The 21,095-nt window shown below is 35.8% G+C and carries 21 protein-coding genes and 2 pseudogenes; 19 read left to right on the top strand and 4 right to left on the bottom strand.

Annotation, left to right across the window (positions count from 1 at the left end; all coding sequences use genetic code 11):
* Positions 1-155: 155 nt before the first annotated feature.
* The 4 genes and pseudogenes from KW850_RS25595 to KW850_RS25580 all read left to right on the top strand — a co-directional run.
* Positions 156-395: pseudogene (locus KW850_RS25595) on the top strand (hypothetical protein); the annotation flags it as partial.
* A gap of 229 nt (positions 396-624) precedes the next feature.
* On the top strand, positions 625-795 hold the full coding sequence (locus KW850_RS25590; RefSeq protein ID WP_218350585.1) for a hypothetical protein: 171 nt from the start codon (positions 625-627) through the stop codon (positions 793-795).
* Positions 796-2,779: 1,984 nt separating this feature from the next.
* Positions 2,780-2,956, top strand: a complete 177-nt coding sequence (locus KW850_RS25585; RefSeq protein ID WP_218350584.1) for a hypothetical protein — start codon at positions 2,780-2,782, stop codon at positions 2,954-2,956.
* A gap of 106 nt (positions 2,957-3,062) precedes the next feature.
* Positions 3,063-3,257 carry a DUF2187 family protein gene (locus KW850_RS25580; protein ID WP_218350583.1) on the top strand — a complete coding sequence of 65 codons (195 nt, stop codon included), beginning with the start codon at positions 3,063-3,065 and terminating at the stop codon, positions 3,255-3,257.
* 587 nt (positions 3,258-3,844) lie between these two features.
* Here KW850_RS25580 and KW850_RS25575 read toward each other — a convergent pair.
* The gene (locus KW850_RS25575) at positions 3,845-4,183 is read right to left on the bottom strand and encodes a YolD-like family protein (protein WP_218350582.1); all 339 of its coding nucleotides are present in this window, start codon (positions 4,181-4,183) and stop codon (positions 3,845-3,847) included.
* A 427-nt stretch (positions 4,184-4,610) separates the two neighbouring features.
* Between KW850_RS25575 and KW850_RS25570 the strand changes: the two genes are divergently transcribed.
* From KW850_RS25570 to KW850_RS25550, 5 genes are all read left to right on the top strand, one after another.
* Positions 4,611-4,814: a hypothetical protein gene (locus KW850_RS25570; RefSeq protein WP_218350581.1), complete on the top strand. Its 204-nt coding sequence runs from the start codon at positions 4,611-4,613 to the stop codon at positions 4,812-4,814.
* 146 nt (positions 4,815-4,960) lie between these two features.
* Positions 4,961-5,812 (top strand): ArdC family protein, encoded by an 852-nt coding sequence (locus tag KW850_RS25565; protein ID WP_098934519.1) that lies wholly within the window; start codon positions 4,961-4,963, stop codon positions 5,810-5,812.
* A gap of 660 nt (positions 5,813-6,472) precedes the next feature.
* Entirely contained in the window at positions 6,473-6,898 is a 426-nt protein-coding gene (locus KW850_RS25560; protein ID WP_256358453.1) for a hypothetical protein, read from the top strand.
* 168 nt (positions 6,899-7,066) lie between these two features.
* Complete coding sequence (locus KW850_RS34345; protein WP_374226388.1) at positions 7,067-7,396, top strand: cysteine hydrolase family protein; 330 nt, start codon at positions 7,067-7,069, stop codon at positions 7,394-7,396.
* Between the two features lie 386 nt (positions 7,397-7,782).
* Complete coding sequence (locus KW850_RS25550; protein ID WP_098934504.1) at positions 7,783-9,318, top strand: peptide MFS transporter; 1,536 nt, start codon at positions 7,783-7,785, stop codon at positions 9,316-9,318.
* 492 nt (positions 9,319-9,810) lie between these two features.
* Here KW850_RS25550 and KW850_RS25545 read toward each other — a convergent pair whose 3' ends face one another.
* Entirely contained in the window at positions 9,811-10,692 is an 882-nt protein-coding gene (locus KW850_RS25545; protein WP_256358452.1) for an IS110 family RNA-guided transposase, read from the bottom strand.
* A gap of 508 nt (positions 10,693-11,200) precedes the next feature.
* On the opposite strand from KW850_RS25545, the gene KW850_RS25540 reads away from it, so the two are divergent.
* The gene (locus tag KW850_RS25540) at positions 11,201-11,371 is read left to right on the top strand and encodes a hypothetical protein (protein WP_218350580.1); all 171 of its coding nucleotides are present in this window, start codon (positions 11,201-11,203) and stop codon (positions 11,369-11,371) included.
* A 184-nt stretch (positions 11,372-11,555) separates the two neighbouring features.
* Positions 11,556-11,711 carry a hypothetical protein gene (locus tag KW850_RS25535; RefSeq protein ID WP_218350579.1) on the top strand — a complete coding sequence of 52 codons (156 nt, stop codon included), beginning with the start codon at positions 11,556-11,558 and terminating at the stop codon, positions 11,709-11,711.
* 65 nt (positions 11,712-11,776) lie between these two features.
* Here the strand turns inward: KW850_RS25535 and KW850_RS25530 are convergent, their stop codons facing one another.
* Both KW850_RS25530 and KW850_RS25525 read right to left on the bottom strand, forming a co-directional pair.
* Positions 11,777-11,917: a hypothetical protein gene (locus KW850_RS25530; RefSeq protein WP_218350578.1), complete on the bottom strand. Its 141-nt coding sequence runs from the start codon at positions 11,915-11,917 to the stop codon at positions 11,777-11,779.
* 405 nt (positions 11,918-12,322) lie between these two features.
* The gene (locus KW850_RS25525) at positions 12,323-12,619 is read right to left on the bottom strand and encodes a hypothetical protein (protein WP_218350577.1); all 297 of its coding nucleotides are present in this window, start codon (positions 12,617-12,619) and stop codon (positions 12,323-12,325) included.
* A gap of 755 nt (positions 12,620-13,374) precedes the next feature.
* Here KW850_RS25525 and KW850_RS25520 point away from each other — a divergent pair.
* The 8 genes and pseudogenes from KW850_RS25520 to KW850_RS25485 all read left to right on the top strand — a co-directional run.
* On the top strand, positions 13,375-13,647 hold the full coding sequence (locus KW850_RS25520; protein ID WP_218350576.1) for an HU family DNA-binding protein: 273 nt from the start codon (positions 13,375-13,377) through the stop codon (positions 13,645-13,647).
* 743 nt (positions 13,648-14,390) lie between these two features.
* Entirely contained in the window at positions 14,391-15,866 is a 1,476-nt protein-coding gene (cshA, locus tag KW850_RS25515) for a degradosome RNA helicase CshA (RefSeq protein WP_218350575.1), read from the top strand.
* Between the two features lie 220 nt (positions 15,867-16,086).
* Positions 16,087-16,287: a cold-shock protein gene (locus KW850_RS25510; protein ID WP_218350574.1), complete on the top strand. Its 201-nt coding sequence runs from the start codon at positions 16,087-16,089 to the stop codon at positions 16,285-16,287.
* Between the two features lie 783 nt (positions 16,288-17,070).
* Positions 17,071-17,451 (top strand): BlaI/MecI/CopY family transcriptional regulator, encoded by a 381-nt coding sequence (locus KW850_RS25505; protein WP_218350573.1) that lies wholly within the window; start codon positions 17,071-17,073, stop codon positions 17,449-17,451.
* Between the two features lie 17 nt (positions 17,452-17,468).
* Positions 17,469-19,187 (top strand): M56 family metallopeptidase, encoded by a 1,719-nt coding sequence (locus KW850_RS25500; RefSeq protein ID WP_218350572.1) that lies wholly within the window; start codon positions 17,469-17,471, stop codon positions 19,185-19,187.
* Between the two features lie 232 nt (positions 19,188-19,419).
* A complete protein-coding gene (locus KW850_RS25495) occupies positions 19,420-20,016 on the top strand; it encodes a L,D-transpeptidase (RefSeq protein WP_218350571.1) in 597 nt (198 codons plus the stop codon).
* A gap of 183 nt (positions 20,017-20,199) precedes the next feature.
* A complete protein-coding gene (locus KW850_RS25490; RefSeq protein WP_218350570.1) occupies positions 20,200-20,403 on the top strand; it encodes a hypothetical protein in 204 nt (67 codons plus the stop codon).
* A pseudogene (locus KW850_RS25485) lies at positions 20,387-20,921 on the top strand (tyrosine-type recombinase/integrase); the annotation flags it as partial. The gene KW850_RS25490 and the pseudogene KW850_RS25485, both read left to right, overlap by 17 nt.
* Positions 20,922-21,095 lie beyond the last annotated feature (174 nt).

Raw genomic sequence — 21,095 nt, 5'->3', positions numbered from 1 at the left:
TGTTGTGTAATCTATTGAATAGATAGATAGTGTTTATCGGTTTAATAAATTGGTAATATATTCAATATTTATGTTTTATTTAGAGTAGGAAAAAATACATCATTTTAAGTGATAAAATGTATAAGCAAATAGCATTTCCTATTTTTAGGGGATGGAATTTTCAGTATCGCCAATGTAATGTAAGCGGCTGGTGCGATATTTTGGCGGTCGCGGTGGGTTGGAATGAGTATGGCCAATATTATGTAAGTGATTGGCGCGATATTGTGGCGATTGCGACGGGTTGTGCCCATACCGTCGGGCTTAAATCGGACGGCACAGTGGTTGCTGTGGGTGATAATGAATATGGCCAATGTTATGTAAGCGGCTGGCGCGGCATCCAGCTGCCCGGCAATTAGTGTTTAATAACAACAAGCCAGAGAACCACACAACGAGTTAATGAGCATTGCTTCAGAAATAAGGCCATTTTATTAAAGGGCGCGATTTTTGAAGACTAGTAGTCTAATTCCTCGGTAAAGATGTGGAGGAATTAGACTTTCTTTATCTCTCAAAATCCTTAACATTGTAAATCCATTTTTCTTGACAATACTCCATTGGTAAACGCGTTGGCAACAAGCGGTAAATCTTGTGACTATCGCCGGTAAAAAACAGGGCAGAAGTGGGACATTCTTATGGCCGTTATCAGGGGAAGAGGAGCCTGGTTACGCAACTGTTTCAGGGCACTTGACTGCTCTTTGGACAGGGGCACTGATCGTAACCTTGATGAAATATGGTTTTATAATGGTAAGGAACATTTAAAATTCAACCCCTAGATCTCAAAAGAAGATTTGAAAATGAAGAGTAAATTTCTTAAAGTCTCCTTTTTTCATACTCTCGTTTTGACCTATTCCAACTTCCTTAAACTCAGAGTTAGTAAGTTCACTAACTTTTATACTAAGTAGAATAGAAGTTCAGTATGAGTCTTTTCAAAACTACAAGCTGGTGATGTTAATAATAAAATAGACAGTAAATTCAAAACAAAATACTCTTCTATCTCTTTTGGGATCGAATGTTCTAATTGTTCAAGGAGGATGGTACTAAAATTTTTAATTCTATTCATCCCCTACAGTTTTTGCTGATCCTACAGCCTTAAGGCTGCAACTTTTTCATCAAATAAGGACTTTAAAATCTGATTAAAACCATACAGAAAGACTTTGGGCGGTTGCACGACGGACTGATCAGAAAGGAAAAACATACTATTTAACGTTTACATTGATAATGGAAAAGAAATCAATATTGATTATGGATTCAAATTCAGGATGAATTTGAATTTCCATCTCTTCTATTTTCAATTCATCCAGAAGTGGACTAGGAGTTTTTTAATCATCCTGCCAAAGATCTTTCAACATCTTTATGTTTTCTGGCATGAAAAAGCCGTGCCATTTCTTCATTCCACGATCTTTATTCATTAAAAAAATTCTCCCTTTGATTTAATTATAAGAACGTTTGTTCTAATTGTACAAGGGATATGGACAAAAATTTTAGATATGTCTACATCCCCTTCAGTTTTTTATTAGTCTTGCAGCCTTAAGGCTGCGATTTTGTCTTCAGAAATAAGGACTTTTTTTGTCCTATATACATCATGGTAAATATATAAGGCTTTAGGTTTAAGTCAGGTTAAATAAAGGAGGTGTCAATAATATTGATATGTAAGTACACAGTTTGTTTTGTAAGGAAGAAAATAAAATACTATGCTTAACCGAGAAAAAGATCCAAATATTGGTGATTAATTATTTGAGTAAACTAGTATTAAAGTAAATGACTTTTTTTCTTAAGGTACTGTAACCTAGGAATCTTCAAATTGAGAACAGGATGAAATATATGTTTGTTAAGATAATATGGAGCTAATTTGTCAGGAGGTCTTTATGATTAAGTGAAAACACAATAAGTAATAGCCGTTATTGGTAACCATGTATTCGTCAAATAAATACTGACAATGAGGATCTGGTGTAAAACAGACTCGCTAGATACATAGAGTGTAAGTTTCATCTAAATCGATGCTAACAAATACTAACAAAGTTCCCGTTTTCTGACCATCCTTGTTTTTTATTGAATGGGAACAGGGTTAATAGAGGGAATAGCAGGATAGAGATGTTCGGAAAATGCTTAAAAACTAAAAAAGTTTGAACAACTTTAGGACTGGATTACCTTAATTTTACCAATAGGAGTCACTGGTAATAGAATTTATCCAATATAATACAATACGAAAGGACTGTTGAGAATGTTTCGAGACAAACTGATAATTATGTGGTTTGGATTAATGGTAATTCTACCGCTTATTCTGCAAGTTGTTACGGTTGTTCAGAAATAATTGCTTCGGGTCACAACTTAAAGAAATATAGTTTTATAGTTTTGTATATTTTTGGATTGGTTGTTTAGTTTCCATCATACTTCGAATGCCACAGGAAAATATCCCTTTGAATTTAACATCCGCAAATCCAGAGACCAGTGACCTTTCAAATTATGAGGCCTGTTATACCTGATTTGTTTAATTTAAGTCGTTGTTATCAAACTTTTATTTTTCATTAATTAAAGTGTAAACCAGATATGATATGGTAGATGAACCAAAGTATTCCTCTAGTAAAAGCCGGCAATTAATTCTCAAGAAACGGTTGGCTTTTATTTAAATAATTAAGAGTAGTTTCCATGGTTTAGGCCATAAAAAGAAAAGATAACATAATAATCTAAAAATTGTAAAAATTAGTATTATATAATGTTAAAAGAATAGGAGTTTAGTATAGAGATGAGGGAAGAAAGTAATTGTAATCTAAATGGAATTGATACAGACAATTTGAAGCAAATGGAACTAAAAAGAAGGAAAATCATTGAAAACATTTCGGATTTTCCTCCATCAAAAAAAGAAATCATAATTAAAAGTCTCGATGAATTAATTTTATTAGCGAATAAAGCCCATCAATAATTTTTTGTATACAATGGTTTTAAACCATCTCAATAAAATAAAATTAAACAATTACAAAGGTATAAAATCTAAGAAAAATAAACATTTTAGATTTGAGGGAAAAAAGATGATATTCAAGGCAAAAAAGATAGCAGAATTTGGGGATTATATCCTTTTTAAGAATGGAATTAAAGGGATCGTGGAGAAGGTAAATGAAAATTCAGTCATTGTAAATATAACCGATAATAAAACGGGAATGGAGATTAAAGGAAACAGAACAGTTGTAGCACATAAAAATTACAAGGTTATTGATTGTGTATGAAGTGAAGTCTATATACCTGATTTTATAGGTAACTTTTCTGCAAGAATCCCAGAAAAATGTAGGCGCTTTCTGTAATAGTAAATAGCGGATGGTATGCATTAGTGACTGTCATAGTATTTGGTATAGGTAAATTCCGTTTAAAGATATGAGATAGGAGAACATGTTGAAATAATTACCCTCTCATTGTGGATGATATCTGTTATGTTTCTATTCCTCAATATAAGAGCCCTTCTCAGCTTGAGCATATGTTCTCAACATGTTGCTGGAAGGGCTAAATTCATAATTAACACAAACAATGAAAAAATTCAGCGTTTAATTCGTTATATTAACTTCATTTTTATCGATTTCTTCCATTTGCTTTAATCTATTCTTTATGTGTTTGTTGGAAATAAATAACATTGCGATGAATAAAATTAGACATCCACACATAATCAACAAGAAAAATTGCAACCAAGCATTGAGAACTGAAAACTCCATTCAAATCCCCCTCGATTTAATGACTTGTCTATAATTATTTCTATGTATGTAAAAAAAATCCTCCTATTGAAGTGCAATAATTATAGGTTTGACCTTTTTAAGGTAAGTATTTATTTGACCTTTACATTGGTTATGGAAAAGAAATCAAGATTAATGATGGATTCAAATTCATCTAGGATTTGAATTCTTTTATTTAAAGAATCAATTTTCATTACAAATCCAACACGGGAAGTAAAAAATCCGTCTTTCCATGTAGTAATTTCTAAAAGTAATTTGGTTTCCATGCTATTAGATAATAGCTGTTCCATCTCTTCTATTTTCATTTCATCTAGCAGTGGCCTAGGAGTTTTTTGATCATCCTTCCATAGATCCTTTAACAATTTTATGGATTCCGGCATGAAAAAACCATGCCACTTCTTCATTCCACGATCTTTATGATCTTTCTTCATTAAAAAATCCCCCTTTTTATTTATTATAAGAACATTTGTTCTTATTATTCAATGGGTATGTTATAAAAATTTTAGATATGTCTACATCCTCTTTTCGTTTATTTATCAGTCATGCAGCCTTAAGGCTGCGATTTTTCTTCAGAAATCATGACGTTAAAATTTAAGGTTAAAAGCATACAGAAAGACTTTGGTCGGCAGCACTACGGACTGATCAGAAAGGAAAAAATCACCCTTTCTGTCAACCTGTACGTGTCGCTTCGGCACTAAATGGACCGATAACCACGGTCTGTACGGCTATCGCCAACATTCCGTAGGTTCCTGTTCAATTTACGGCTAACGCCGCCATACCGAACGAGCCGAAAAGTAAGAAAATCAAAAGATGGAAAGATTAAAAGAATAATAGACAAAAAGGAGAGCAGCCGAAAGAATGGCTGCTTTTATTGTTGATTTTCCCTTTGCCTTCCGAATCGTAAAACAGCACAAGCTTTCTAACCTTCCAGCCGGCAGGACACCCGAACCTTTCCGGCTAGAAGCTAAGAAAGCTAGTCAATCGGTCAAGGGGCAAAAAACTTTTTTGCTTAAAGGCACTTTCGCAACAGCAAAAAACTTTTTGTGCGAAGAGCGCCCTTGACCCATTGTCTATGTGTGTTTTTCGTTCTACTTGCAAAAGGGGAAAAATCATCCCCCTTTGGGGAACTTACTCGCTTCGCAAGTCAAAAGGAAAAAGAAAATCTTAAAAAATCAAAAATTATTAGAAAATCCAAGGAGGAAAAGCAAATGACAAAAAGTGTTTATGAAATCATTACAGAAAAAATCATCGAAAAATTAGAAAAAGGTGTTGTACCGTGGCGCCAGCCATGGACCAATTCAAACGCGGTTAACTGGAAAACACAAAAGCCATATCGAGGAATCAATATTTTTCTAGTAGAACCTGGAGAATATGCTTCCAAAAAACAGATTTTAGAAGCTGGTGGACGAATCAAAAAAGAAGAACTAAAAAATTCTCATATCATTGTCTATTGGCTTTGGATAGAGACGGAGGACGATGAAACAAAGGAGAAAAAGACTTTTGCTAAACCCTTTTATTATCGAGTTTGGGAGATTAATAAACAGTGTACCGGCTTAGAGAGTAAAAGAAGGATTGAAGCCTTTGAACATGACCCGATAGAAAAGGCGGAGGAAATTTTTAAAGGATATATCGATTCTCCAGATTACACGTTTCATACAGGTAAGGCGGTTTATTATCCAACATGGGATCGAATCAATTGCCCTCGGATAAAAGATTTTAAGGTTTCAGAGGAATATTATTGCACTTTGTTTCACGAAATGACGCACAGTACCGGACATCAAAGCCGTTTAGCTCGACCGGGTATCACGACAGAAGGAGTTGCGTTTGGGGATGAAGTTTATTCCAAGGAAGAGTTAGTCGCTGAAATGGGTGCGGCAATGTTGTGCGGAGTAGCCGGAATTGATAACAGCACTATAGAGAATACCGCTAGCTATATCGATTCATGGTTACGAGCTTTGAAAAAAGAAAGCCGTCTAGTCTTACAAGCAGCTGCTCAAGCACAGAAAGCAGCAGATTATATTTTAGGAGAAACAAAGGAAAAATTTGCAGACGAAAACTAAAAGAATTGTCATTCATACAATCACAAGCAATAATTTCACCGGCTGACAGGTCAGCCGGTGAAAGGATACATCGAACATGTCGAACCTAAACCAAAGATTTCTAATAAAAGGAGTGGAAAAAGTATGAAAGTTTTTCAAGTTGTTTATTTTGCAAAAGGATTTCAAATGGTATCGATTGTAGTTGCCGAAATGAAGAGCGTGCAGAAAAAATGGTTACTAAAAACCTTGATAGTAAAGAGCACTACAAATTAGATAGGGTCAATAAATGTGACTTGGTAGTTGAAAACATTAATTCGTACAGAAGTAATAGAAATAGTTTGATAAACTAAATAAAACACAGAATTGATCTTTATTAAACTAACAACACCGGCTATGTTCTAGCCGGTGAAGCTCACGGATGGAGGTAAAAAACATTCATTATTTTCTTAATGAAAGCAGGCATCGAATCTGCTTGATGGTTGCTAATGCAACCTAAATTCTTTGCGACATAACCCCTTTCGAGGGTCTTAAAGTAATTGGAAATAATAGGCCCGATTATTTTGATGGTACTGCTATTCTTAACATTAGAGGAAAGGATGATACTGGATAAAAACATGCGCCTACTGTGGAAGCCCAGTTAAATTTCTTGATAAGTATAATTACTATTGCTATTTTTGTACGATGAAGCTGAAATATGAGGATGTACAGGAAAATGGAAAGAGGAAAAACCTTTTACCTTCTTCGCAGCCTTCTCTTTCTGATTTGAACAAAAGCACCCCTGAGCTAATGTGTCTTTCAACCGTTGAACTGCTGTTCCTTTTAAAATTTGCTCGAAAGGAACGATCGGACCTTTACCATCGACGGTACATCTTTATTCGAGCGATGAAAGAAGGAGCAGGCGGGTTTACAGAAGCAGAGGAATACACCTTTAGTGAATACGAAAAAGTCACACGGAAATGCTTTGTTCTTGAAAACTTAGTCCGGGAACGGCTTGGCTACTATCCTACTAAACTGACAGAATCTTATATTCAAACTCTTGTAGCAAGAATGGAGGAGTCAGCAAAAAAAGATATGGTGATCCAGGAAGCTAAGCCGATAAAAAGTTAATGTTAGTCAAATACAATTAGCCTCTATCTTTCATGAGAGGCTAATTCCTTTGCGATATTCCATTAGCACCCGATTGTGGAATAACAAAGTTACATATGATACCAGGTTGAAAAAGAGGATTTTATGATTTAACAACGAAATAAGTTCAAAAGTTAAAGTGGGCGAATTATGAAGAATAATATTGAAGAAAAGTTTGTGGAACAGAGTAAAATTTATATGAAAAGGAGTTTTTCATTGAAACAAGCTTTGCTCGTTATTGATGCTCAACAAGAATTAATAGACGGTAGCGAAAAAGAAAATCCAGTCCTAAACAAAGATGCATTATTGATTAACATTAATCTCGTCATTGAAAAAGCATTAGCACTAGGAATAGAGATTATCTTTATTAGAGATTCGGATGTTGCAGAGGGAAAGGGGATTGGATTTGAGTCTTCATCAAATTCATCCGAACCAATTAACTCTATATCAATGTATCTCCTACACCCTCATATAAATTAAAATTGAACGCTTTTTTTCTCTTTTTTTACTATTAATTATATTAGAAAAATATTATTTGTCGGATTATTTATTCTGTTTCGTTAGTAAGTATTAGCTAAATTTTTAAAATAAAGAAAGTTATTTAGAAAAAAATGATAATTGACAATTATAAAATATTAAAATACTATTATAATATAGAATAGGTACCCCAAGGAGGAAAAATATGAGGCGCACACGATTTTTTTAACATTCAGCAAATTTTTTTATACGATTATCTCGAATTAAAAATTATTGAAATTGAGACTTATTATTTCTTTAATTTTTGATTCAAAATAAAATGTTCAAATTACACAAAAGGAAAAGTGGAAATAAATGACAAAAGTATTGTACAAACAAGGAGGTCTAATATGTCTACTTTGAGAAAAGAGAAATTTGTGGAAAGCGCTTCACAAGTGGGCTTAAATAGAAAGAAAATTGTGGAAAGCGTTCCGCAAAAAGGCTTTTTTGGCCACCCTAAAGGATTATTTACGCTATTTTTCACTGAATTCTGGGAGAGATTTTCCTACTATGGTATGAAGGCAATCCTTGTATACTATATGTATTATTCAGTTTCAAAAGGCGGATTAGGAATTGATCAGCAAACAGCACTTGCGATTGCTTCGGTATATGGTTCATTAGTGTATATGTCCGGAATCATTGGAGGCTGGCTATCTGACAGAATATTTGGAACATCGAAAGCCGTGCTATACGGCGGTATATTGATTATGTTCGGGCATATTGCTCTAGCGATACCTGGAAGCATGACGATGTTTTTTGTTTCGATGGTACTGATTGTACTCGGTACTGGATTTCTAAAACCAAATATTTCTACAGTATTAGGGGAAATGTATGATATTAATGACGCGCGTCGCGACGCTGCATTCAGTATTTTTTACATGGGCGTTAACCTTGGCGCATTCGTCGCACCATTAGTTGTTGGTACAGTTGGAATGCAGTATAATTTCCACCTTGGCTTCGGGCTTGCTGCAATTGGTATGTTCTTGGCGTTAGTAGTTTATATTGCTACAAAGAAAAAGAATCTCGGTCTTGCCGGTACCTTTGTTGCCAATCCGCTGCCAGATGCAGAAAAGAAAAAAGTTTTCACCAAAATTGTTGTAGTTGCACTAATTTTAGTAGTATTAATTGCAGTTGTGGTTTCAACTGGCACTTTAACCATTTCATCATTTATTAACCTTGTAGGAATCTTGGGATTTGTGATTCCAATCCTTTACTTCCTTACTATGTATCGCAGCCCGAAAACAAGCAAAGAAGAGCGTTCTCGTCTGATTGCTTATATTCCACTATTTATCGCATCAGTTATGTTCTGGTCGATTGAGGAACAGGGTTCAACCATTTTGGCAAACTTTGCCGATAAGCGGACACAATTAGACTTTGCTGGAATGCATATTTCACCAGCTTGGTTCCAGTCCTTAAACCCATTGTTTATTATCGTTTTTGCACCGATTATTGGCTGGATTTGGGTAAAATTAGGTGACAGACAGCCGACATATACACAGAAATTTTCATTTGGTCTATTGTTCGCAGGATTGTCATTCGTCGTGATTCTTGTACCGGCCTTGATTGGCGGCACGCATGCACTTGTTAACCCATTATGGCTTGTATTAAGCTACTTCATTTGTGTTATTGGTGAATTATGCTTGTCACCTGTTGGATTATCAGCCACAACAAAATTAGCACCTTCGGCCTTTTCAGCTCAAATGATGAGTCTATGGTTCTTATCAAATGCTGCTGCCCAGGCACTCAATGCTCAACTTGTTAAATTTTACACACCGCAAAACGAAATGGCTTACTTTGGAACTATTGGGGTAGTATCAATTGTTTTATCAATCATTCTATTTGCTCTTTCACCAAAAATGCAAACCTTTATGAAAGGGATCCGTTAAACCATTCCAGAATGAAAAGAACTTTACTAAAAACTACGGAGAAAATAGTCTCCGTAGTTTTTTCTATTAAGGATAAAAATTTTATCTTCCAGAATTGTCCAGCTCCATGTTTTCTGTTAGCATAACAACTGCTACTGATAAATCTAATTCACTTCCGTTGATTTTATCTATTGGTGCGTAGCCCTGTCATTAATTGCTGTTGTATTTGGATTTCGTAAAAAATAAATTATTTTCAAAATGACTTATTCAACTATTGAATATGCCTTTTCTTTTTTTTAACGTTAAAGCCGTTGATAATCTTTCTTAAACTGGTTGCTTATGTTAAAGATGGGGGTGTTGAGGTAGGACTTTTCCTTATTCGACTACCATGAAAATTAACTTCTGTAACTTCGGTTAGAAGGCAATACTTAAATAGACGCAGCTCATTCATTTTTTTTTTTAAAAAGAGTGGGGCGCCTGATCAAGAGATGTTTATGGATTACAAATAGTGGATTAGGATGCTTCGGAAATTGTCACAGTATAGCCTAAGTTTTCTAATCTTCGAACCGAATGGCGTACAATAGAGACTTGTCTTTGTTTATCGAAATAATCTTCGCCTAGGTCGACATACATTTCTTTTCGGGTTAGAAGGTAATATGCGATTCGCAACATCGCATGGGCGACTACAATTGCTGCCTTTTTCTTTCCTTTTCTTCCAGCTGTGCGTCTATACAGTGCACCCAGATAGTTTTTTGACCCTCTTACTGATTGAGCTGCTTCTGTTAATGCAGATCTTAAATACTTATTTCCCTTTTTAGATCTACTAGATTTCCTTTTACCTGCGCTCTCATTGTGTCCGGGGACTAAGGCTGCCCATGAACATAAATGTGCGGCAGTCGGGAATTGATTTCCAACATCGGTACCAATTTCAGCTAAGATTTGTTCAGCCATTCTTGTGGCGATCCCAGGAATTGAATCAAGTCTTTCTATATCATCCTGATAAGAGCTTACTCTTTGAGCTATCTCTTGATCTAACATTTCAATTTGCTCAGAAAGAAAATCAATGTGAGATAAAATCGTTTTTAACATTAAGCGTTGGTGAGGGTTAATGTAGCCCTGAAGTGCCAATTCAAGTTCTTCTTTTTTTCGTTTCATTGTTCGACGAGCGAAGTTCGCTAGTTTCTTAGGATCATCTTCACCTTCGGCAATTGCTCGAAGCATATCCTTTGATGAAACGCCCATGATATCAGAAACAACCGAACCTAGTTTAATATTGGCTCCTTCTAGAACCTTTTGAATTCTATTATGCTGTCTAGCTCGTTCTTCAATAATACTTCGACGATAGCGTACAAGTTCCCGCAGTTCTCGTTGATTCCGATCCAGTGTTCCCCGCAATTAGGATCAACGTCCTTCTCATCTGATTGATCCGGTCCTCTAGTTCCTCCATCTCGATAACCATCATACATTCCCCTGATTCTCTTTAACTGTTTAATTCGATAAATTGTAGTTTCATCGCATTTATTATTATGCAAAAAATTTTAAATAATTGGAATACATATGACAAAACCCCCTAAAACATTACAAAAAATTGTATAAATAGACGAACTAAGGGCTAAAAGAAAGGACTAGAGCCCTTTCTTTCAGATCGTACTTGTCACTTTTTCACTGACGACGCTACCACAACTTAATCTTCTCAAGACATGAGCTGCAAATAAGGTCAATATTGACGAGAAACAGGTTATACCAGTTACTGGTATAACCTGTTTTGGCTGCTAATCTAACTATCTAAAAAAGAACGGATTCACTTAGGAATCCAAAAAGAAAAGAGGAACATATAGAAAAACGTTTTTTTCAAAACGACGAAATCGGTTATGGATATGATGAAGCTGAACATGGAAATGAGGTGGAATTTGCTGAAATCGATATTGACCTTGTCATTTGGATTGTGGAAGAATTTCAGGAGATTTATAACAGCGATGTTGAATTGTATAAGATTGTAAGTGTCAGGGCGACAGAAGCAATAGGTTCCGATGAACCAAGAATTTCAATCGATTGGAAGGATGAGTCTTATTAAGCAAACGAGGAAGTCCTAGCCGCGATCGAGGATTCCATTTAGAATCTGCAGGAGGAATTCTTTAAATGTCAGCCGTTAAAGAAGTTGAAATCACCATCAACTATACAGAAAATGGAGAAAAAAGGTACAGCAATATTTCTGTTAGGCGTCTGATACAACGGAAAAAGGCCTGGTGTTTTTTGCTTTGGAGCATCTTTGTTTATGGGAATTCGAAAAATCGTTGCATCAGTATATAGGTTGGACCGTTTCGATTGATTCCGTAGAATACAAAATCGATGGTGAAACTACCACCGTTTACGGGACAAAGGTAGAACAGATTTTCCTTGTTGCCGCTTATTAATAGACTTTTTTTAGGAACGGTATTATTTTCCCAAATATGGTCTCCAAAAAAGAAAAAAGTTTGATTTACCCTACGTGACGGTCCGTCTTGCCTTTTCGGCTTGGCGGATTGTTTCGTTTATGCCGTTCCTGGTACGCGTAGTACCAAAGCATTCCCGAAAAAGTGGTCCCACCTACTGTTGCGATGAGTAATGCCCAATCCATCATAACGGCAGCCTCCTTTCTTTGGAAAATGTGCCCATTTAATAGAGGTAAAGAGATTATATCCACTCTTTGTCCAAAAGGCAACCGTTTTTAAAAACCCATCTGGAAATATTTTCAACTCCAACCTCCTACTTAAATAAACTAAATAGTTCGAAGCTTACTCCCTATATCCCCAAAAAAAATTCTTCTTTACAGTCCTTCAGTGTAGCGAGTTATTTTGATTTGGCAAACACGAATCTAAATTTTTTTTCCGATGACTTCGCCGGAGTATGAGTTCGTTATCCTAATCCCTTTCACAAGGAAATTCTTATGAAATGCAGCCAGCCTGTCATCGACTGGGGACATGCACGGAACGGGTGAAGTTAATATTTTTATTTCAAACCAAAATAAAAAACATCCCGAAGGATGCTATTCGCTGTTCTTCGATGGTTTTGGTGAATCAATCACTTTACCATCTTTTGTAGGATTCATCACATAATATATTGCGGTACACAATCTTGCTTCAATATATGTCAAACTAGGTATATCAATCTCACCATCGAGTTTTTGCTTTTCCATTTTAGCAAACATTCCTAATGCCCGGGAAGTTAAATCTAAAGCCCTTTTTAGTTTATAAATATCATTATCATAATCTTTGTCCGTAACTTGAGATGAAATTCCATCTGTAATTTTAATAATTTTTTCAAGTCTTTGATACTCGTTCAAATTCACCACCTCCCAATAGATATTATGGAATGATGATTTACTTTATTACTGTAAAAAAAGGAGATTCCCCAAGAGGAATCTCCCTTTCACATTTAAAACAGTCCTAAGAATTTCTTTCGTTTCGTCGGTTCCGGCTTTTCCGAGCAATACCATACTAAATAATCAAACTTTTTCATAAAACCGAAACTTAGATCTGCTGACAAAGAATCCATTTTGATTAATATTATTTCAAAATGGATTCTTTTTAATTATCGTAAAATGCTGGTTTGTGAGATATTTTTGATCAAACTTTATTCCAAAGCAACACGTATCCAAATTTTCCCATGATTTCATCCAACTTTTTATATTCGGAAAGAACATACGAATCTTATTTTCTGTATTAATACCTTCAAGAAATTTTCTCCAGATGTGAAAGATTTTCCTTTGTCTCTTACCAATTCTTTAAAATTTAATAAGCAAAAAGTCATACTGGCTTGTACCAAAGGTGGTAAACTGCAATGAACTGGACGCTTCTGTCGGAATTGGAAATAAACCCAATCTCTAGAGTGAAAAAAAGAAGCTAGCTTTTTTTCGCGAAAGAAAGATATTTACTTGGCACTTAAACACAATCTTCCAATCAAATCTATGTAATAATCTCTTTAAAAAAAAGGATTTCTTTTCCCTTTATCTAATTTTATTATGAGAAAGATAGGAAATATATGATATGCTGTAATCTCTACATAATAGCCATTAATAAAAAGACGAGGTGTTTGAATATGAATAAAACAGAATTAGTAAATACTGTTGCGACTCAAGCGGAGCTAACCAAGAAAGATGCCACAAAAGCTGTGGATGCGTTGATTGAAACCATCTCTAGTGCACTTGCTAAGGAGGAGAAAATCCAGTTAATTGGATTCGGGACATTCGAAGTACGTGAGCGCGCAGCTCGAACAGGCCGTAACCCACAAACAGGGGAAGAAATTCAGATTCCTGCTTCTAAGATTCCAGCTTTTAAACCTGGCAAGGAATTAAAAGAAGCAGTTAAATAAGTTCGTCTGTATTGTCTACAGGGAAATTCTTTTGAATCTTTTTCTGAGGTATAATAAGGGGAACCACTCTATTCAGTAAATTGGGGTGATGATTTCCATGAAAAATCGTGATAAAAAGAGAAAAAAACGTATTTTTTTAAAGGATTACTTGAAAAACAAGTTGAAGGATTGGTTTAACCCAAGGAAGAGACCTACATCTAACTAGATCATTAGCATAAAGAATAAGGAACCCTGATAGAGGAGTAGTTAGTAGTTGATAACTGCTCTTTTTTTCATCCATTTATTACCATACCAAACTAGGAGCACCAATGGGGTGGTAAGACATTATATTTCAACCATCATGGATAAAATGAAGCTCCCGACTGGATAAAAATAGTTTGAATGTTTACCCAAGCAGTAAAGCAGTAAACCCCATCTAACGAACTTAATTAAGAAGATAGAAATCTAAGCTGTAATAAAATAAATGTTTTTTTGAACTCGTAGGAAGGAGTTTTTGATTTATTACGAAAGGGATGGGAATCACTGTTTGTTTGGAATGTTTGGAAATAGAAAAACCATAGAGTACTTGGCATTTGTTATGACTAGAGCAACTCTATTTGCTATTAAGAAGAAATTCTTTGTAAGCGAGGGTGGATGCCTTTACATTCCTAATTAGCTTGTAAAAATTAATACATATGTGCATTTCATCAAGTAATTTAGTTCAATATAAAAAATAGTAAACACATAGAAGGGGTTTTTGAAGTATGACAACATTTCATGAAATGGGTATTAGTGCCCCTATTCAAAGAGCGATTGCGGATATGGGATTTGAAGAAGCATCTCCTATTCAAGAAAAAGCCATTCCCATAGCTTTGACAGGGAAGGACATTATTGGTCAAGCGCAAACAGGTACAGGAAAGACAGCTGCCTTCACCATACCAATCTTGGAGAAAGTGGATACGAGCAAAAAATATGTTCAGGCGATTGCAATTGCACCGACAAGAGAATTGGCTATTCAGGTTTCAGAAGAGATCAATCGGCTTTCGAAATACATGGGCATATCTTCCCTCCCTATTTATGGAGGCCAGTCAATAGATCGCCAAATCAAAGCATTAAAAAAGGTCCCACACATTATTACGGGAACACCTGGAAGACTTCTGGACCACATTAAACGTAAAACGCTAAAGTTAGATCGCATCTCAGTGGTGGTATTGGATGAAGCTGATGAAATGTTAGATATGGGCTTTCTGGAGGATATCGAACGAATCCTCAAAGAGACCCCTGAAGAAAAACAAACCTTGCTGTTCTCTGCAACAATGCCCAAACCGATTCAAAATCTTGCGGAAAGGTTTATGAACGATCCGGAGTTAGTAAAAATAAAAGCGAAGGAAGTTACCTCTCCATCGGTAAAGCAAATATTTTATGAGGTTAATGAACGAGATAAATTTGAAGTGCTTTGCCGTTTGCTTGACGTGGATAACCCAGAATTAGCCGTAATTTTTGGAAGAACAAAAAGACGTGTGGATGAATTAAGTGATGCATTGAATAAAAGAGGGTATCTTGCTGATGGGTTGCATGGAGATTTAAATCAACGACAGCGAGATGTGGTGATGAATAAATTTCGTGAGGGAAACATTGATATTTTAGTTGCGACCGATGTGGCTGCGAGAGGAATTGATGTATCGGGGGTTACCCATGTCTACAATTTTGACATTCCTCAAGACCCGGAAAGTTATGTTCACCGAATCGGTAGAACGGGGCGAGCTGGTAAGACGGGGTTAGCTATTACATTTGCTACACCGAGGGAAATCGGACAGATTCACAGTATTGAAAAAGCATCTAAAGGAAAGATCCAGCGTAAATCAATTCCGACTGTAGCAGAGGCAAGGGAGTCTATACAGAGAGCCGCAATAGAAAAGATGATTCAATTGGTTGAAGAGGAGGAATACAAACAGTTTAAACAAGCAGCAAGCGAATTGCTCGAACAATACGATTCGATAGCGTTAGTTTCAATTGCCTTGAAATTGTTGTCGAAGGAACAGAGGGATATTCCTGTGGAGCTAACTTCCGAGGCACCGAGATATGCCAATAAGTCTAAAGTAAAGGTACAAGAGAAACAAAGGAGAAACTATAAAGGAAATAGGGAATTTGGAGGAAAAGGGGGAAATGGTAAACGTAAAAAAACTTCCAAGTCCTCTCGGAAAAAAGAAAGCATTCCTTTACTTGGAAAGACTATATAGGGATATTCTGTATTCCACCGCTCTTTTTTTATGTATTCGTAGTCTTAATCCAACAGTTAATAGTAAGCATCTTTGCAAACACATTCGAAAAGTGCTATTCTTTAAAAGAATTATTTTTGTTCGGTGTAAAGGATTTGTATAAGTTCAACTTTTCGTCTTGATGATCACTGAGAGCAAGGATAGTAGTACAATGTGTTATCGCACTAGGAGGCAACAAAAGGTGGAAAAAGGCAAAGTAAAATGGTTTAACAGCGAAAAAGGCTTCGGATTCATCGAACGCGAAGGTGGAGAAGATGTATTCGTTCATTTCTCAGCAATCCAAGGCGAAGGGTACAAATCATTAGAAGAAGGTCAAGAAGTGACTTTTGACGTTGAGCAAGGTCAACGTGGACCTCAAGCATCAAACGTACGTAAAGCTTAAATTATAATAGGCGAATATTGACAGACTCTAAACTAAGAGTCTGTCTTTTTTATTTTTTAACCAAAATACCCCACTCTAGCAGCCCTTTGTGTTACAAAAAAATGAAGTGAATGATAATGAGGACAAGTTGTCATGGATGATTGAAGATAACAAAATCAGTCATAGGTTAGTATATAGGGGGAATTATTAAAGAGGACAAAGTCTTCACACAAATTGTCCGAAAAAACAATGATACTGCTTTTCTATGTAAATCACTCATCATCAAACTAAGCAGTAAAATACATTTCCTTTACCTTTTATGTTACATCTATAACCGCCTGATAACTTTGAACGCTTCGTGCTAAATTGGTTTGAGTTACATTAAAGAAGGCAAGTCAATTATATAGAGAAAGCCCCTTTTATTTCTACCCTCGAGAATCGACTCTGAGACAGTTAACTCGAGGTTTTTTTTTTATCCATAATGTCCTGGATTCAATAACAAAATGGATTTAAAAATATGTTTAGAAGGAGGCGACGCCGGAAGGCTAGAAGAGGGGACCCGGGGAGACTGTAAGCCTAAATATGGGCACGTTTTAAACCTCACTGGCTCAAGGGTCTGTAGTTTTTCGTAGCACATTTCCAAAGGATTTTGAAAAAAGTAAGCACACTTATAAGCACGCTATAAACCCGCGTCCCAGCAGGCTTTGCCTGAATACTTTTTGTAGGCAAAAAAGCTATTGACAATACCATCCTACAAGCGTAATCTGTAAATATGGATTACATATGTAGGATGGAGGAAGAAAGATGAAGAAAATAGATTGCAAAATATCTGATGCAGAGTGGATAGTAATGAAGGTGTTATGGGAAGAAGCTCCATTAACTGCTGCGAAGATAATAGAGGCATTAAGTTCTAATACGGAATGGAGTCCGAAAACAATTCATTCATTAATAAGCAGACTGGTAAAAAAGGGAGCTTTAGGTGTGAATAAGGAGACGCCTCAGTATGAGTTTTATCCTTTGGTAGATAAAAGAGACTGTGTACTGGAAGAAACAAGGTCGTTTATCCAAAAGGTATTCGATGGTTCTCTCCACCTTATGCTCGCCAATTTTATAAAGGATGAGAGGATTTCTGAAAAGGAAATAGAAGAACTTCAAAGATTGCTTAATAAAAAAATTAATGAGTAAAAGGCAGGTATTGAAGCATGGTTTTATCTGCAGTATTTAAAGAAGTCTTATTACTGTCACTTATGGGCAGTATATTAGCCTTAGGGATACTTGCCATTAAGGCAATTTTTGGACAAAAGCTTAGCGCAAGGCTTCATTATTATATTTGGTTTATGCTTGTACTTAGGCTAATTCTGCCAATAGGCATTCAAAGTCATATAAGCTTGCTGAATTTTATTCCAAATGAGCAGAAGAAACTTGATATTATAGCAGAGCAATATGTTCCTAACATAATATCAAACAGTACTATTAAAACCGGAAATACACCGCCTAAAGAAGATAGTAAGGCATTAGCTGATCCTAGTATTAAAGGGGCTATATTTAATTATGATACTGCGGCGGTGCTGTGGATAATAGGTGTTTCATCAGCTTTACTGTTTATTCTATGCGTAAATATCTTGATGATGGCTAAATTGAAAAAGTGCTCAAGCTGTGAAAGAGAAGACTTAATTGAAATTCTTGAAGCAGAAAAATCAAGGCTAAAAGTAAATTCGAAGGTGGAAATTATTTATAATAATTTCTCGAAATCGCCTGCAGTTTACGGGGTGATACGTCCTAAAATTTTAATTCCAGAGGAGCTTATAGACAAATTAACCCCGGAAGAGCTTAGGTTTATTCTCAGCCATGAATTAACTCATATTAGGAACAAGGATTTAGCGGTAAACACCTTGCTTATGTTTGTTAAAGCAATATATTGGTTCAATCCCTTAATCTGGTATTCACTTAATCAGATAAAACAAGACTGTGAGCTGGCTTGTGATGCGGCTGTCCTCAACACCTTAAAGACAGAAGAAGTCAAAAAATACGGTCAGACTATGATCAATATGCTTAGATTATTCTCAGAAAAAAAGGGCATTACTGGGGCATTAGGATTTGCAAGTAAATCCAATAAAAGAAGAATTATTATGATTACACGATTCAAAAAAAGTTCGGCAATATGTGCTGTTTTAGCTGTATTTCTTACAATTATGGTAGGCTGCTCAAGCACCATTAAATCAGTCAGTACAGGGGTTATCCCAAATAACAACAGCGGTACAAATAGTTCTAATGTTAATTCTACTCCGTCAGTGGATAAAACATCGCAAGATCAAGCAACACCAAGCAATGCAACACAAGACAATACAACACAAGACAATACAACACAAGACAATACAACACAAGACAATACAAGCCAATCGTCAGCATCGAATAACAATTCTGCTGCTTCATCATCTCAAGAGAGCATTCAGAGAAAGCTTCTTGCAAGTATTATGTACTTGGCAAAGCAGGGTAAAATCATAAATTCTGAGTTTCCTGTTAAAACCACAGTTATAGATGAAGCAGAGAAAAAGCTTGGAAATCCGGATAAGGTCGATTGGGTACCTAGGGCTAAAGGGAATTATGCTGTATTTTCGAAATACAATGTGGTATTTGGCTTCAATAAAGGGGAGCAGATCTTCGAGGCGAGATCCTTTGATAAGGAATTAAATGAATTATCACTTTCTATGGTGAAGAAAGCATATGGAACTCCGGCATATGATGCAAAAAGTAATGTTGAGGAAATTATAGGGTATGTTGTAAGTTCGGAATACAAGATTTTGTTAGTATTTCCTCAGCCTTCAAATAACAATCAGGACCCGGTAATGGACCACTACTCCGTACTTTACCCTAGGGGTACCGTTAATACTATGGCAGGCGATCCGGGAAGACAGTGGTGATGCAAGAATTTAAGTGAGGGTGATCAAATTGTTAAAAAAACAGTATTCTTTTTATTTATGGTTATAGTAATGCTGACATTGATGGGATATGGGAAAGTTGGAATAGGAAAAGGCAACACCCAAAGTATAAAAGGCTAATATTAAAAGAAACCGAAAAAAGACTCTTTTATTTGTTAATGATATATTTTAATATTTAAAGAATTATTATTTAATTAAGAAAGAAGAGAATTAGATGAATGTATTATCCCGTTTATTCCTAAAAGGTTTAGTGCTTTTATTAGGTACTTTTATTTTGCTATATGGATGCAGTATGCTTAATTTGCCGTCAGATAAAAAATCAGCTGCACAAATCAATCAACATTTAAAAAATGATAACAAGGCGGAACCTGTAAACTGGTTAATGCCTACTGGAGGCGCTTATCCTTTAATAGGGTCCAATGATCCAATTTGGATAAAAGTTTCTAAAGAGAAACAACGAGTATACATTATGAAAGAAAATAAAATTATTTATACCATGATATGCTCTACCGGTTTAGACAAAAATTCAGATACCTTTACACCCGAGGGAACCTTTTATATTCAAAAGGAGAGAGGGCTAAGCTTTTATAATGAACAAGAAAAAGAAGGAGCAAAATACTGGGTTTCATGGAAAAATCATGGGGAGTTTTTATTTCATTCAGTTGCAACGGACAAGAACGGAAATGTGATACAAAGTGAAGTAATGAAGTTAGGGCATAAGGCATCACATGGTTGTGTACGGCTGGCTGTTCCTGATGCAAAGTGGATTTATGATAATATAAGATACAACACTAAAGTCGTAATTAGCTAAAGAATAACCCTAAGAAAGCCAAGAAAAGAAGAATATCTTTTCTTGGCTTTCTTGTTTAAATTTTTCATTTGTTTTGGATACCATTTTACCAATAAGAAAAATTATTGCCATATTAAATCGTAATGGTTACTATTTTTATTAGTGATCATTACGATTTATATTAATCTCAAAGGATGTTTAGATTTGACTGAAGCAGTAACCCTTAAAAATGTAAATGTATCGTTTGATTTCAGCAGCAAACAAGAAGCCATCGAGTGGATCGAGTCTATGATGGAAGAAGTTCAGAAAGGAAAGAGGGGTAAGTTCCCCTCTTTTGGTTTATTTACTTTTAGAAAGTGTACCGAAAGGCATGGAAAATTCCCGGCTATCGCGAAAGACTCCGGTTAAAAGCAGGGGAGTGGAGCCTGAGGAAAAGTACCGGGGAGATCGAGCGATTATTTATTTGTTGACGTATGCTGGTTTGAGGGTGGATGAACTCTCCAATTTACTCTAGACATGGAGTTAAAGCGAATTCGAATTTTAGGGAAAGGGCAAAACTGCGGACGGTGCCTAAGTCCAATACCTTGTGGCAGGAACTGTACGACTGGTTACTTTTTAGAGCAGAAATGTCAAACAAGAAAGAGCATGTAGAAGAGTCGCAATATGTGTTCTATAGCCAGTGGTCCCCACATTTTACAGTTCGAGGCATCCAGAATATGATTGAAAGTTACAGTTTGTCCCAGAAAAGGCTTACTCCACATATGTTCAGGCATACCTTTTGCAAATGGATGTTAATAGCAACCAATAATGACATTGAAAAAGTGAGAAGACTTGCCGGTCATAGTAACATTTCAACCACAGCACGATATATAAAAGATTCCTATAGTGACTTGGCTAATGCTGTTGAGGCAATGCCGAAATTTTAATCTGTGTAGATGTTCTAAGTTAGTTAGGGAGTACGAAATTGTAACAGTATATAATAGAAGAAATTCGTCAAAAAAAGCCTTTACTCATCTGGAGCAAAGGCTAATTATATTCCCTTATATGCAATAATTAACCTAATTAATACAAATGTACGTTTCAAAGAATACGAAGCAAAT

This window comes from Bacillus sp. sid0103 (genome assembly GCF_019219025.1).
The sequence above is the reverse complement of the archived record's forward strand: the minus strand, read 5'-3'. Positions and strand labels throughout refer to the sequence as shown.

What these genes read in the sequence shown, in the direction of transcription:
- KW850_RS25570 (WP_218350581.1), top strand. Translation starts at nt 4,611, where the DNA reads ATGGCTGCTTTTATTGTTGATTTTCCCTTTGCCTTCCGAATCGTAAAA.
- KW850_RS25560 (WP_256358453.1), top strand. Translation starts at nt 6,473, where the DNA reads ATGAAGCTGAAATATGAGGATGTACAGGAAAATGGAAAGAGGAAAAAC.
- KW850_RS25575 (WP_218350582.1), bottom strand. Translation starts at nt 4,183, where the DNA reads ATGAAGAAAGATCATAAAGATCGTGGAATGAAGAAGTGGCATGGTTTT.
- KW850_RS25565 (WP_098934519.1), top strand. Translation starts at nt 4,961, where the DNA reads ATGACAAAAAGTGTTTATGAAATCATTACAGAAAAAATCATCGAAAAA.
- KW850_RS25500 (WP_218350572.1), top strand. Translation starts at nt 17,469, where the DNA reads ATGGTTTTATCTGCAGTATTTAAAGAAGTCTTATTACTGTCACTTATG.
- KW850_RS25585 (WP_218350584.1), top strand. Translation starts at nt 2,780, where the DNA reads ATGAGGGAAGAAAGTAATTGTAATCTAAATGGAATTGATACAGACAAT.
- KW850_RS25530 (WP_218350578.1), bottom strand. Translation starts at nt 11,917, where the DNA reads ATGATGGATTGGGCATTACTCATCGCAACAGTAGGTGGGACCACTTTT.
- KW850_RS34345 (WP_374226388.1), top strand. Translation starts at nt 7,067, where the DNA reads ATGAAGAATAATATTGAAGAAAAGTTTGTGGAACAGAGTAAAATTTAT.
- KW850_RS25495 (WP_218350571.1), top strand. Translation starts at nt 19,420, where the DNA reads ATGAATGTATTATCCCGTTTATTCCTAAAAGGTTTAGTGCTTTTATTA.
- KW850_RS25580 (WP_218350583.1), top strand. Translation starts at nt 3,063, where the DNA reads ATGATATTCAAGGCAAAAAAGATAGCAGAATTTGGGGATTATATCCTT.
- KW850_RS25520 (WP_218350576.1), top strand. Translation starts at nt 13,375, where the DNA reads ATGAATAAAACAGAATTAGTAAATACTGTTGCGACTCAAGCGGAGCTA.
- KW850_RS25550 (WP_098934504.1), top strand. Translation starts at nt 7,783, where the DNA reads ATGTCTACTTTGAGAAAAGAGAAATTTGTGGAAAGCGCTTCACAAGTG.
- cshA (WP_218350575.1), top strand. Translation starts at nt 14,391, where the DNA reads ATGACAACATTTCATGAAATGGGTATTAGTGCCCCTATTCAAAGAGCG.
- KW850_RS25505 (WP_218350573.1), top strand. Translation starts at nt 17,071, where the DNA reads ATGAAGAAAATAGATTGCAAAATATCTGATGCAGAGTGGATAGTAATG.